Here is a 13,393-nt window from a genome sequence, read left to right on the forward strand (position 1 = left end):
AATTGACATGACAACAAAACGCAAAATATTAGTGACTTGTGCACTTCCTTATGCAAATGGTTCAATTCACTTAGGACATATGCTAGAACATATTCAGGCTGATGTATGGGTACGCTATCAACGAATGCGTGGCAATGAGATTTACTTTATTTGTGCAGATGATGCGCATGGTACGCCAATCATGCTTAAAGCCCAACAATTAGGGATGACGCCTGAACAGATGATTGCAGAAGTTAAAACTGAGCATCAACGTGATTTTGCTGGATTTAACATCAGTTATGACAATTACCATTCAACGCATAGTCCAGAAAATCGTGAGATATCTGAGCAGATTTATAAAAAGCTAAAAGCCAATGGTTATATCAAAACAAAAGTAATATCACAATTATTTGATCCAGAAAAACAGATGTTTTTACCTGATCGATTTGTGAAAGGCACGTGTCCACGTTGTAAAGCCCCAGATCAATATGGTGATAATTGTGAAGTTTGTGGTGCAACTTATAATCCAATTGATCTCATTAATCCTCAATCGGTTATTTCTGGTGCAACCCCAATAATGAAAGACTCAGAGCATTTCTTTTTTGATTTGCCTGCTTTTTCAGAAATGTTACAAGCATGGATCCGATCGGGCACATTGCAAGATCAAGTTGCGAATAAAATGCAAGAGTGGTTTGAAGCAGGATTACAACCTTGGGATATTAGTCGTGATGCTCCTTATTTTGGGTTTGAAATTCCGGATGCACCCGGTAAATATTTTTATGTTTGGTTAGATGCGCCAATAGGTTATATGGGATCTTTCCTTAATTACTGTAATAAAAATAATAAAGCGATATTTGATGAGTTTTGGAATAAAAACTCAACGACTGAACTTTATCATTTTATCGGTAAAGATATTGTCTACTTCCATAGTCTATTTTGGCCGGCAATGTTAGACGGTAGTGAACATCGTAAACCTTCCAATATTTTTGTCCATGGCTATGTCACGGTTGATGGTGCAAAAATGTCAAAATCACGTGGAACTTTCATTCAGGCAAGTACTTACTTAAAACATTTAGATCCAGACTGCTTGCGTTACTATTATGCAGCGAAATTGTCGCCACATATTGATGATATCGATTTAAATTTGGAAGATTTTGTCCAACGTGTTAATAGTGATTTAGTTAATAAAGTTGTTAATATTGCTTCCCGTTCGGCAGGCTTTATCAGCAAACGTTTTGACGGTAAATTGTCTGATAATCTTGCTGAGCCAGAACTTTATGCTTTGTTTATTGAAAAATCAAAAGTAATTGCTGATTATTTTGAACAACGTGAATCAGGTAAAGCAATACGTGAAATTATGGCACTGGCTGACGAAGCAAATCGTTATATAGATGAAAAAGCGCCGTGGGTTGTGGCAAAACAAGAAGGGCAAGATCAAGCATTACAAGATATTTGTTCAATGGGGATTCATCTATTCCGTATTTTAATGACCTATTTAAAACCTATTGTGCCAGCATTAGCAGAACGCACTGAAGCATTTTTAAATAGCCAATTAACGTGGGATTCGATTAATCAACCTTTGACCGGACACAATATTAACAAATTTAAAGCCCTATTTAACCGTATAGATATGGATAAAATTACTGCTATGATTGATGAAACAAAACAACAAGCTGCATTAGCGACGCCAGCTAAAGAAAAAGTTGCTGAACCGATTGCTGATACGATCAATTTTGATGATTTTGCAAAAGTGGATATGCGTGTTGCATTAATTAAAAATGCATGTGTTGTTGAAGGATCAGACAAATTATTGCAACTTACACTTGATATTGGAGACGAAACTCGTAATGTCTTTTCAGGCATTAAAGAGTTCTATCCTGATCCTCAAGTTTTAGTGGGCAGATTAACGATTATGATCGCTAACTTAGCGCCTCGTAAAATGCGTTTTGGTATCTCTGAAGGCATGGTACTTTGTGCAAGTGGTAAAGATGATAGTGAAGGCGTTTACTTATTGTCACCTGATAGTGGAGCAAAACCGGGTATGCGAATTTCGTAATTAATTGTTTTCTTTTTTTACATCTTAACAAGTTAAAACGCTTGTTAAGATGTTTAATTTTTTTAACGTGTTTTGTTGTAAAAGTTTTAAGACTTTTGATTTTCAGCCGCATTGCCAGAATAAGGTAAAATGCTATCTTTTAATGTAAATGAAAAATCTTTTGTGCTAATTTCTCCGATGATGTTGTCGCTATCATATAGCGCCATTAAAAAACCAGCCATTTGCTCTGCTGTGTGATATTGGCTGAAACTTTTATTATAGTCATATTCATTGACATTATTCGCTTTTTGACCGAATTCAGTTTGGGTTGCCGCAGGGGCTAAGACTTTAGCCGTTAATTTCGCTTTTGCTTGTCTTAATTCTTGCGCTAAACCTTCAGTAAAAGCATTAACATAGAATTTAGTCGCACAATAAGTGACAGCATTGGGTACAATTGTGTATCCACCTCGTGAAGAGATATTAATTATTTGTGTGCCAGATTGATGGTGATATTTATGCACATACAGCGTTGATAGAATTGTTAAGGCTTCGATATTTAAATGTAGCATAGATTGTATTTTATCTAAATCTTGATCTTTAACACTTCCGTAATGCCCAAAACCTGCATTATTTATCCATGTTTCAATATAATAGCTATCTAATTGTTTGAAGAGTGAAAAAACATTATCGGCTTGCGACAAATCACAAATTTTAATGATGACTTCCAAATTTGGATTTAATTCGGCAATTTTTTGTTTCAATGTTTCTAGTTGTGATTCTCTTCTTGCTATCAATATAAGGTTTTTATTTCGTTTAGCAAATTCAATTGCAGTGGCATAACCAATGCCTGAACTTGCGCCGGTAATTGCAGTGTATTTTTTAACATGATTGTTCATTTTTTTTCCTTTTAATTTCTTAATAAAGTAATTGTTATGTCGGTTTTTCCATAGACTATGGAGTAATTTTCTGTTTATTGGATTTCTATGCTTTAACTAATTGATTTTGAATAAAACACAGTTTATGTTGGTTAAGTTCACGCCAATCACCAACTTCAGGATATAAAGCTAGTTTTGATAGAACCAAATACCCTTTGCGCAAATTATTAAAATATAAAGGTGTTTACTTTTTACGTCATTATTTAGGATAACAAGCGATCTTCAATTTGTTGTATTATTCAGTTTTGAATCTATAACGTTATCTTCAATAGAAGTTTAATTGACAATACCTGTTTATCTCGTAGTAAATTTTATGTTTTCACACCCAAGATGATTTTGTTTTATTATCTTTATAAAATAAGGGATAATAAATATTATAAAAATTGATTTATTAACAACTAGGAGTTGATAATTTGGATCTATTAAAGTGTATGGAAGCATTTGTATTGACGGTGAAAACAGGATCGTTTGTGTCTACGTCAGTATCATTGAATACTTCACCTCAGATGGTGACTAAATACATTGCTTTTTTAGAAAAACACTTAGGATTAAAATTACTTAATCGAACAACACGCTCGCAACATCTTACCGTGTTTGGCAAACAGTATTATCAACGGTGTTTGTTAATTCTTGCAGAAATAAAAGAGACGAAGATATTAGCCCAACAATTTATTGAAGAGCCAAAAGGTCGATTAAGGATTAGTGCACCTGTCAGTTATGGACACTATAATTTAATTCCGGTCATTAGCCGTTTTATGAAACGCTATCCTAAATTAAACATTGATATTCAATTAAGTGATCGCTATGTTGATATAGTAAAAGAGGATTATGATATTGTGTTTCGTATCGGTCAATTAAATGATTCCGGTCTGATCGGACGCAAACTTAAACCTTTTCAACTTATATTTGCTGCTTCGCCCAGTTATTTGATGCAAAATGGTGTACCAGCTGTTCCTGACGATTTAAAAAATCATCAGTGTTTAATTTATCAATATGTGAATCGAAATAAAAATGATTATGTTTGGCCATTTACGATGAATGGCAAAGCCGTCAATCTTTCTATTTCTGGTTCATTACAATCAAATGATACTTCAGCATTAGCGATTGCCGCTATTGAAGGTTTGGGGATAACGATGTTACCCGAACCGATGCTTAATGAGGCGATAAAACAAGATAAATTATTACCGATATTACAAAATTATTTACCTCCCGCTCGGGAAGTCCATATGCTTTATACTGCTGACAGACAACCGCTAGCTATAATGAAAATGTTTATTGAATTCGTGGTTGATACGATGTCATGAAAATCATCAAATGATGTTATGATCAGACTTGATTTAAGATAACTGCTATAAGGCAATAAAAAAAGGCGATAAAATCGCCTAAAGTCAAACAGTTATACTTAAAGATTATTGTATTGTTGCTAAGGTACTGACTTCATTACCAAGCATATTATTTAGATAGACTAAATCGTCTGCGGTTAATGTACCAACAGCATATTTAAGTTGTAGTAAATTTATTAGATAGTTATATTTAGCATCTGATAAATTTCGTTTAGAGCTATAAAGTTGAGTAGTTGCATTCAATACATCAACAATAGTTCGAGTTCCTACTTGATAACCTGAATTCGTCGCTTCTAATGAGCTTTCAGCTGAAACAACCGCTTGTTGATAAGCTTTAATCGCACTAATTGACGAAGAAATATTGTTATAAGAAGAACGGACTTGATTGATTACACTGCGATTAGTACTTTCAAGCTTTTCACTCGAACTAACGTAGTTGTGTTGAGCTTGCTCAACTTTAGATTGCGTAGCGCCACCTGAGAAGATAGGTAAATTTAAACTTAATCCAACATAATTATTACCCGAATAAGATTTTCCTCTATGACCCCCATTAGTTGCAAAATTATCCCCATATCTATCGGTTTTATTTAGATTTGTTGATGCATCTAAACTTGCTGTCGGTAGGTGTCCTGCTTGTGATAATTTGATTTGATCACGAGCTATTTCTTGGTTTAATTTCATTGTTAATAAATTAAGATTAGACACTTCAGATTGTTTTAACAACGAATTAATTGAAATTGGCGCTTCGGTTTTAAACATTTTGGTATTAATGGTTGCTAAATTTGAATAGAATCGACCACTGACCTGACGTAAGTTTTCGATAGCGTTATTCAAATCGTTCAATGCATTAACTTGTTGAGCAAGCGTAAGGTCATAATTTGCTTGCGCATTTTGCACATCGGTAATTGCTACCAAACCAACTTGATGTTGTTGTTTGGTTTGTTGTAATTGACGACCAATTGCTTTTTTCTGTGCATCGATAAAGTTTAATGCCTCAAGTGCTTTAAGTACATTAAAATACGCAACTGAGGTATTTAATATAAGCGTTTGTCCTTGATATTGATAAGCTATATCAGCAATACTAGCTTGCTTTTTAGTGATATCTAAAGCTTTCCAATTAGAATAATTAAAAATACTTTGTGATAAGCTTACTTGATAAAGGTTCCCACTTTTGGATTTTACACCACTGGTATCACGACGCCCATGAGTTACACCATAAGAAGCACTTAAACCAATTTGTGGTAATAAGCTTGCTCGTGATCCAGAAATTGCTGAATATGCCTTTTCTTTTTCAGCTAATGAACTGCTTAAATCAGGATTCGTTTCCTTAGCTTGTTCATAAACCTGAACCAAATTTTCGGCAAATACAGAGTGGCTTAGCGCTAAGCCGATTAGAAAGGTTAAAGTTTTTTTCATCAATTTTCTCTTTAAAACATTCAAATATAATAGTATTTTTAATTTGCATAATTTTAACAGATAAATAGGATATAGTAAGCATAGTTTGTTAACTATTCGCACTTTTTATTAAAATTAAGACTAAAATTGAGAGTTTCTATGAAAATTAATAATGATCCTGTTGTGTTTAACAAGAAAGATGTGTTTAATTTGACTAAACGTGTTTTGTATAAAGGCTTTTTTTCTTTAATTGAATACCGTTTTCAATACCGTAAATTTGACGGCACCAAAAGCGATGTCGTAACGCGAGAAATTCTGGAGCGGGGACATGCTGTCGTGTTATTAGCTTACGATGTTAAACTTGATAACGTAGTCATGATAGAACAGATTCGTATTGCTGCTATCGAAACTCAGGATAGTCCGTGGTTATTAGAACTTATTGCTGGCATGATGGATCATGAAAATGAATCTTATGAAGAGGTTGCAAGGCGAGAAGCGATGGAAGAGGCAGGTATAACAATTGGACGTTGTAAACCGATTGTAAGTTATTTGGCATCACCGGGGGGATTAACGGAAAAACTTCATATATTAGTTGGTGAAGTAGATTCCTCAACTGCTATGGGAATTCATGGATTGGCAGAAGAAAACGAAGATATCAAGGTGCATGTAATTAGCCGCAAGCAAGCTTATCAGTGGGTTCAAGAAGGCGTGATTAATAATGCGGCATCAATTATTGCGCTTCAATGGTTACAGCTCAACTATAAATCATTAAAAGATGAATGGATATAATCAATGGCAATGATCACATTTAAGTTTTTCTTTCATAAAAATGTGATCCATTTTACACTTTATAAATCTACTTGAATTTATAATAAAAAATATTTAGTCTAGCCAGCTTTGCTATCCTTATTTTGGGGATTTGATTATCTCTAATCGTGTATTTTAATAAAATGTTGAGGTCAATTTTGGGGTCATTTTTAACGCTTCCAATCATAAATAGAAATTACAGTAATATTTTACATATTACCGATACACATCTTTTTGCTAATGACCAGAGTAAATTATTAGGTATTGATTCAAATGCTAGTTTTCGAACAGTGATAAGAGAAATAGAAAATAGAAAAAGCCCGTTTGACTTAATAGTGGCAACAGGTGATTTTGTTCAAGATGGATCAAAACAAGCTTATCGTCTTTTTGCCGAGCAAATACAGAAATTTAATCTACCTTGTGTTTGGTTAGCAGGCAACCATGACAATTATCATGATATGCATGAAATTTTTGCTGACTATCAACTCGCTGAAAATAAAATTGTTCTTCTAGGAGATAAATGGCTTTTAGTGTTGCTTAATAGTCAGGTTGTGGATCAAGCCTATGGTTTTTTACCCCAGTCAGAACTTGAGTTTTTGCAATGCATATTAACAAGTCATGATGATCGTTATGCTTTTGTGTTTTTGCATCATCATGCTATTGAGTCAGGTTGTCACTGGTTAGATCAACACATATTAAAAAACAAACATGAATTAGAAGAAATTATTAAGCATCAACCCAATATAAAAGGCGTAGCTTGGGGACATATTCATCAAAGTCTGGAATATATTTGGCACGGCTGCAAAGCGTTTTCTACACCTTCCACTTGCGTACAATTTATGCCAAAATCTTATAATTTTAAATTATCCTATGAAGCACCAGGATGGCGAGAAATCAAGCTTTCAATAGATGGAACAATTCAATCCAAGGTTCATCGTATTGCTAACAATTGTTTTCAACCAGATATGTCACAAAATGGCTATTGAATTAGATCCGATTATAACATTAGTTTTAAAAAATTAATTTTTTATAGCAACGGCGCAAAAAAATAAAAAAGTCGTTCAATAACACGTTGCCAAATTGGGCGTTTTTTCCATTCATCGATATTTACGATATCTGAGTTAGATAAGTATTTATGTAAAAGCTGAGATAATGATTTAGCAAATTCAGCATCATCAATAACTGTAGTGATTTCAAAATTGAGCCATAAACTACGCATGTCTAAATTTACGGTACCCACTAAACTAAGTTGATTATCAATTAACACACTTTTGGTATGTAATAAATTATCATTAAATTGATAAAGTTTGACACCACCTTCTAGTAATTCAGAGAAAAATGCTCGACTAGCCCATTTGACCATAAGTGAATCATTTTTTTTCGGAACGATAATAATCACTTCAACACCTCGCTGAGCAGCTGTCACAACAGCGTGTAATATATCATCGCTAGGCACTAAATAAGGGGTAGTAAAAATAATTTGTTCTTGCGCTGAGTATATTGCGGTTAACAGCACTTGATGAATCATATTTTCAGTATAACCCGGCCCTGAAGCAATTAATTGCATTATGTGTTTTTTCTCTTCGGGCGGTTCGGCAAACTCAGTAATTTGCGGTAATGCTAAGTATTTCCCCGTTTCAAGCTCCCAATCACTTGCATAAATTGCACCCATTAACGTTGTCACTGGCCCATTCATTCTTACCATGATATCTACCCATTCGCCAATGTGTTTATTTTGTTTAAAATAGCGAGGATCCACGATATTCATACTGCCAGTATAAGAAATATAATTATCAATAATGGCAACTTTGCGATGTTGACGTAGGTCAAGACGTCGGAACATAAAACGTAACAGATTTACTTTTAACGCTTCGATAATTGTAATGCCTGCGTCACGCATTCTTTTACTTGCTTTGGTTCTGATAAAATGGCGACTACCTGCGGAATCAACCATTAAACGACAGGTTACGCCTCGTTTGGTTGCGGCAATCAATGCATTCTCAACATCATCCGCTCTACCGCCTTCGTTCCAGATATAAAAAACCATTTCAATATTGGATGTTGCATGATTGATATCATCGATTAAACGATCGAATATCTCATCTGTTTCGCTAAGTAACTCTATATGGTTACCATTAATACCATCGAGGCCGGTTTGGTGCTTACAAAGTTGAAAAATCGGTTTACTGACTTGACTAACATTACGGGTAAAAATATCAGGAAAATCTTCAAGTCGATTAATAAATTTAGCAATTGTAGGACGCATTTGTTGCGCACGTTTTACACGTTGTTGACCTAAATGGGCTTCCCCTATGGCAAAGTAGAGTATGATTCCAACAATTGGTAAAATATAGATTATTAACATCCATGCAATAACGTAGGTTGTCGGTCTGCGTTTGAAAACAATACGCAATGAGGTTGCTACAATAAGCAACCAATAAGTTAGAAAGATCAACGAACTAATTAGAGTATGGAATGAGTATAATTGCATATTGCTCAACTATTGTTAAGATTTAATTTGCTAATCGGGTCTTTGTCGCAATCGAAGTTTTGAAATATTTCTGGTAAAGGTTTTGGATTATTATGCTTATCGACAGACACATAGGTAAATACCGCATCAGTAATACAAAAACGCTGTGTTGTATCATCAGTATCAATTAATTTTTTGATCCAAACTTCAATAGCAATTGTCATTGAGGTTCTTCCTGTTTTTATACAACGAGCATAGCAGCAAACTACATCACCAACCATAGCGGGTTTATGAAAAGTAATGCTACTGGCATTAACAGTTACGACTCTGTTTTTAGCAATCTCTTTTGATAAAATACCACCTGCAAGATCCATTTGAGACATGATCCAACCACCAAATATGTGTCCATGTGGGTTGGTGTCTGAAGGCATAGCAAGCGTTCTGAGTACTAGTTGTCCCTTGGGATTGTCAGTTGTTTGTTTCATCACTAAAATTACTCCTACCTATGCTATTTATTTACTTTCTAAATCTTTATTAAGATTTTTATAGATATAAATACCAGAAATTAAGGATAATAACAATGATGCAATGGGTAAAATAAAAACCTTAAATTTCCAAAAAAAGTTATCAGACATATAATAAGTTGCAATCAAACTGAACGTTCCACAAAGTATAAAAAAGACTATCCATATTAAATTCAGTTTATTCCAAATAATGTCATCTAATTGTAACTCTTTGCCTAACATTTTTTGAATTAAGTTTTTCTTAAATATAGATTGACTGATTAATAGAACAGATGCAAATAAAAAATTAATAATTGTTACTTTCCATTTTATGAATATCGCTTCTTTTGTGGCGAGCGTAATACCACCAAAAATCATCACCATCAAAAAGGAAATTAATTCTACTTTATCAATTTTTTTGTATAAAATCATTCCAATAACAAGTGATACACATGATGCAATCATTAATGCTTGAACACCAACAAAAATATCATACATTGTCAAAAAGACAAAAAAGACAACAAGTGGGACAAAGTTTAAAAGCTGTTTCATTTTAATTACTAACCTAACAGAAGAATTACGATAATTTGAAAAGTAAAAAAAGCCTATAAAATAGGCTTATTTTTTGGTATGAAGTTCTGGGTGTTTTTTGCAATTACCGGAATCACAATGACCATAAAGATACAAACTATGGAAAGTTAATTTTACGCCATATTGTTCTGCAATTTCTTTTTGTCGGGTATTAATAATTTCATCACGAAATTCAAATACTTCACCACAATCTAAACAAATTAGATGATCATGATGTTGTTGTGTTGCAAGTTCAAATACGGCTTTACCACCCTCAAAATTGTGTCGGGTTACGATACCTGCGTCATCAAATTGGTTTAAAACTCGATAAACTGTTGCAAGTCCAATTTCTTCTCCCATATCAAGAAGTTTTTTATAGAGATCTTCTACAGTAATATGTTGGCATGAAGGATCACGTAGTAACTCTAAAATTTTTAAACGAGGTAATGTAACTTTTAAACCAGCACTTTTCAGCGCTGCATTATTATCTCTATCATGATTTGTCATATTACATCCCAATATAGTTGATATAAATTAATGATTATAAAATATGATGAACGAAAAATACATTAAATCATTAAAATAGATTAAATATTCATTTCTGTTTTTACTTGTTCAACCCAAGTAGAAATGCGTTCTTCTGTTAATTCTGGTTGACGATCTTCGTCAATTGCCAAACCAACAAAATGTGTATCATCAACTAAACCTTTAGATGCTTCAAAGTTATAACCTTCAGTTGGCCAATGCCCAACAATTTTGGCGCCTTTCGGTTCGATAATATCGCGTATTGTTCCCATTGCACTGCAGAAGAATTCTGAATAGTCTTCTTGATCTCCGCAGCCAAAAATAGCAACAGTTTTTCCGTTAAAATCGATTTGCTCTAAATTAGGAAAGAAGTCTTCCCAATCTGCTTGTGGATCACCATAATACCAAGTTGGAATACCGAAAATAAGGTAAGCATATTGTTCGATATGCTCTTTGGTGGCTTCTCGAATATCTAAAAGATCGGCTTTATCGTTACCCAAAATGAGTTGGATTTGTTTGGCAACATTTTCTGTATTGCCTGTATCACTTCCAAAAAAAATACCAACTTGTTTCATTTTTTTACCTTTACAATTATTACGATATTAATTTAGCTAATGAGTATATCATTGTCACTTATTATCAGCAATAATTCTCAATTACAATACCTATAAGATATTATTTACTACACAATTGATTAATCTTGGATTAGAATTGAGGCTATTTTTAATATTAACTTAAGTTGTGGAATTTGTTTATGAACTTGCATGAATATCAATCCAAATATCTTTTCAAGCAATACAACTTACCCGTACCAGAAGGGTTTGTATGTAACTCAATGGATGAAGTACAAGATACTTTAGCTGAATTAGCATCTAAGTCTGATTCAGGTGCTTGGGTTGCTAAATGTCAAGTTCATGCAGGAGGCAGAGGAAAGACTGGTGGTGTAATTTGTACTAATGATCTTAATCAAATTAAACTTTTTGCTGAAAAATGGCTAGGTCAGCATCTTGTCACTTATCAAACCACATCAGAAGGTCAACTTGTTAATCAAATCTTAATTGAAAAAGCTTCCAATATACAGAAAGAACTTTATTTAGGGGCAGTAATAGATCGTAGTATTCAACGTGTGGTCATCATGGCTTCAACTGAAGGCGGCGTTGATATTGAAAGTGTCGCTGAAAAATCACCACATTTAATACATAAAATTGCACTTGATCCTTTAACCGGTCCTTGTGCTTTTCAAGGTAGAGAACTTGCCTTTAAATTAGGGTTAACGGGTAAACTTATTAACCAATTTGCCAAACTATTTGTTAATTTTGCGCAGTTTTTCTTAAAAAATGATGTGTCATTAGCAGAAGTCAATCCTTTGGTAACTACCGATGCCGATGAATTCGTTTGCTTAGATGCTAAAGTCGTTTTAGATGATAACGCAATGTTTAGACACCCTGACTTAACTATTTTAAGAGATACCACACAAGAAGATAAACGTGAATCTATTGCCGCCAAACAAGGGATTAGTTATGTTTCGTTAGATGGCAATATCGGTTGTATGGTTAATGGGGCAGGTTTGGCAATGGCAACCATGGATATGATCAAACTTTATGGTGGAAAACCGGCCAATTTTCTCGATGTAGGTGGCGGTACAACCAAAGAGCGAGTCGCTGAAGCGTTCAAATTGATTTTATCAGATAAAAATGTCAAAGCGATATTGGTCAATATTTTTGGTGGTATTGTTCGATGTGATCTAATTGCCGATGGTATTATCAGCGCTATTAAAGAAATTGGGCTAACTGTTCCTGTTGTTGTTCGTCTTGAAGGTAATAATGCTCTGCTTGCCAGAGAAATTTTAATTGAAAGCCAATTAAATGTTATTACAGCCGAAAGTTTGACTGATGCTGCACAAAAAATTGTTGCGGTCGCATAATAATAGGAAGAGTGGGGAACAATAATTATGTCAATTTTAATCAATAACGCAACGAAAGTCATTTGTCAGGGATTTACGGGTAGCCAAGGTACCTTTCATTCACAACAAGCGATTGAATATGGAACTCAATTGGTTGGTGGGGTTACACCCGGTAAAGGGGGAACAACGCATCTCGGATTGCCGGTTTTTAATACTGTCAAAGAAGCTGTTGAAGCGACGGGGGCAACGGCAAGTGTGATTTATGTTCCTGCGGCATTTGGCAAAGATTCGATACTCGAAGCAATTGAAGCAGGTATTAAATTAATTGTTTGTATCACTGAAGGTATTCCTACTTTGGATATGCTTATTGTCAAAGAGAAGCTAAAACAGAGTGATACAATTATGATTGGTCCTAATTGTCCGGGTATTATTGTGCCTGATGAATGTAAAATTGGCATTATGCCTGCGCATATTCATCTAGCTGGTGATATCGGTATTGTGTCTCGATCAGGGACTTTGACTTATGAAGCAGTCAAACAAACTACTGATATTGGACTAGGTCAATCTGTTTGTATTGGTATTGGTGGTGATCCCATTCCAGGCAGTGATTTTATTTCTATTTTAGCATTACTTGAGCAAGATCCGAAGACTAAAGCAATTGTGATGATTGGCGAAATTGGTGGTAGTGCAGAAGAAGAAGCTGCTGAATACATTAAAAAACATGTTAGCAAACCAGTTATAGCCTATATTGCCGGTATGTCGGCACCAGCCGGCAAACGCATGGGGCATGCAGGAGCAATTATCTCGGGTAATAAAGGCACTGCTGAAGAAAAGGTAAAAGCATTAACTGCTGCTGGTGTAGTTGTAGTTAGTAGTCTTGCTGAAATTGGTAATGCGGTAAAAAAAGCAGTTTAAACAGTGTTTTTTT

Annotated in this window: 13 protein-coding genes; 6 read left to right on the forward strand and 7 right to left on the reverse strand. The window is 34.3% G+C overall.

What is annotated here, in order from left to right; genetic code table 11:
* Window positions 1-7 precede the first annotated feature (7 nt).
* Window positions 8-2,035, forward strand: a complete 2,028-nt coding sequence (gene metG / locus ACGH6P_RS01225; RefSeq protein WP_294827324.1) for a methionine--tRNA ligase — start codon at window positions 8-10, stop codon at window positions 2,033-2,035.
* An 86-nt stretch (window positions 2,036-2,121) separates the two neighbouring features.
* Here the strand turns inward: metG and ACGH6P_RS01230 are convergent, their stop codons facing one another.
* Window positions 2,122-2,910 (reverse strand): SDR family NAD(P)-dependent oxidoreductase, encoded by a 789-nt coding sequence (locus ACGH6P_RS01230; RefSeq protein ID WP_267359421.1) that lies wholly within the window; start codon window positions 2,908-2,910, stop codon window positions 2,122-2,124.
* Between the two features lie 452 nt (window positions 2,911-3,362).
* Between ACGH6P_RS01230 and ACGH6P_RS01235 the strand changes: the two genes are divergently transcribed.
* Window positions 3,363-4,253 carry a LysR family transcriptional regulator gene (locus ACGH6P_RS01235; protein WP_267359423.1) on the forward strand — a complete coding sequence of 297 codons (891 nt, stop codon included), beginning with the start codon at window positions 3,363-3,365 and terminating at the stop codon, window positions 4,251-4,253.
* 105 nt (window positions 4,254-4,358) lie between these two features.
* Here the strand turns inward: ACGH6P_RS01235 and tolC are convergent, their stop codons facing one another.
* Entirely contained in the window at window positions 4,359-5,708 is a 1,350-nt protein-coding gene (gene tolC / locus ACGH6P_RS01240; RefSeq protein WP_267349733.1) for an outer membrane channel protein TolC, read from the reverse strand.
* Window positions 5,709-5,846: 138 nt separating this feature from the next.
* Here tolC and nudF point away from each other — a divergent pair, with 138 nt between their 5' ends.
* Together nudF and cpdA are read left to right on the forward strand one after the other, a co-directional pair.
* Window positions 5,847-6,476, forward strand: a complete 630-nt coding sequence (nudF, locus tag ACGH6P_RS01245) for an ADP-ribose diphosphatase (RefSeq protein ID WP_411596534.1) — start codon at window positions 5,847-5,849, stop codon at window positions 6,474-6,476.
* Window positions 6,477-6,652: 176 nt separating this feature from the next.
* On the forward strand, window positions 6,653-7,480 hold the full coding sequence (gene cpdA / locus ACGH6P_RS01250; RefSeq protein WP_411596535.1) for a 3',5'-cyclic-AMP phosphodiesterase: 828 nt from the start codon (window positions 6,653-6,655) through the stop codon (window positions 7,478-7,480).
* 41 nt (window positions 7,481-7,521) lie between these two features.
* On the opposite strand, the gene cls is transcribed toward cpdA, so the two are convergent.
* From cls to fldA, 5 genes are all read right to left on the reverse strand, one after another.
* The gene (gene cls / locus ACGH6P_RS01255) at window positions 7,522-8,985 is read right to left on the reverse strand and encodes a cardiolipin synthase (protein WP_065558777.1); all 1,464 of its coding nucleotides are present in this window, start codon (window positions 8,983-8,985) and stop codon (window positions 7,522-7,524) included.
* 5 nt (window positions 8,986-8,990) lie between these two features.
* Window positions 8,991-9,449: an acyl-CoA thioester hydrolase YciA gene (gene yciA, locus ACGH6P_RS01260; protein WP_267359429.1), complete on the reverse strand. Its 459-nt coding sequence runs from the start codon at window positions 9,447-9,449 to the stop codon at window positions 8,991-8,993.
* Between the two features lie 27 nt (window positions 9,450-9,476).
* A complete protein-coding gene (locus tag ACGH6P_RS01265; protein WP_267380804.1) occupies window positions 9,477-10,019 on the reverse strand; it encodes a septation protein A in 543 nt (180 codons plus the stop codon).
* A 66-nt stretch (window positions 10,020-10,085) separates the two neighbouring features.
* A complete protein-coding gene (gene fur / locus ACGH6P_RS01270; protein WP_065558774.1) occupies window positions 10,086-10,544 on the reverse strand; it encodes a ferric iron uptake transcriptional regulator in 459 nt (152 codons plus the stop codon).
* Window positions 10,545-10,624: 80 nt separating this feature from the next.
* Entirely contained in the window at window positions 10,625-11,137 is a 513-nt protein-coding gene (gene fldA, locus ACGH6P_RS01275) for a flavodoxin FldA (RefSeq protein ID WP_267349728.1), read from the reverse strand.
* A 179-nt stretch (window positions 11,138-11,316) separates the two neighbouring features.
* On the opposite strand from fldA, the gene sucC reads away from it, so the two are divergent.
* Entirely contained in the window at window positions 11,317-12,486 is a 1,170-nt protein-coding gene (gene sucC, locus ACGH6P_RS01280; RefSeq protein WP_411596536.1) for an ADP-forming succinate--CoA ligase subunit beta, read from the forward strand.
* A 27-nt stretch (window positions 12,487-12,513) separates the two neighbouring features.
* On the forward strand, window positions 12,514-13,380 hold the full coding sequence (gene sucD / locus ACGH6P_RS01285) for a succinate--CoA ligase subunit alpha (protein ID WP_267349726.1): 867 nt from the start codon (window positions 12,514-12,516) through the stop codon (window positions 13,378-13,380).
* The last annotated feature ends 13 nt before the right edge of the window (window positions 13,381-13,393 follow it).

Source organism: Gilliamella sp. CG25 (assembly GCF_046635705.1).
GTDB classification, from domain to species: Bacteria; Pseudomonadota; Gammaproteobacteria; order Enterobacterales; family Orbaceae; genus Gilliamella; species Gilliamella apicola_I.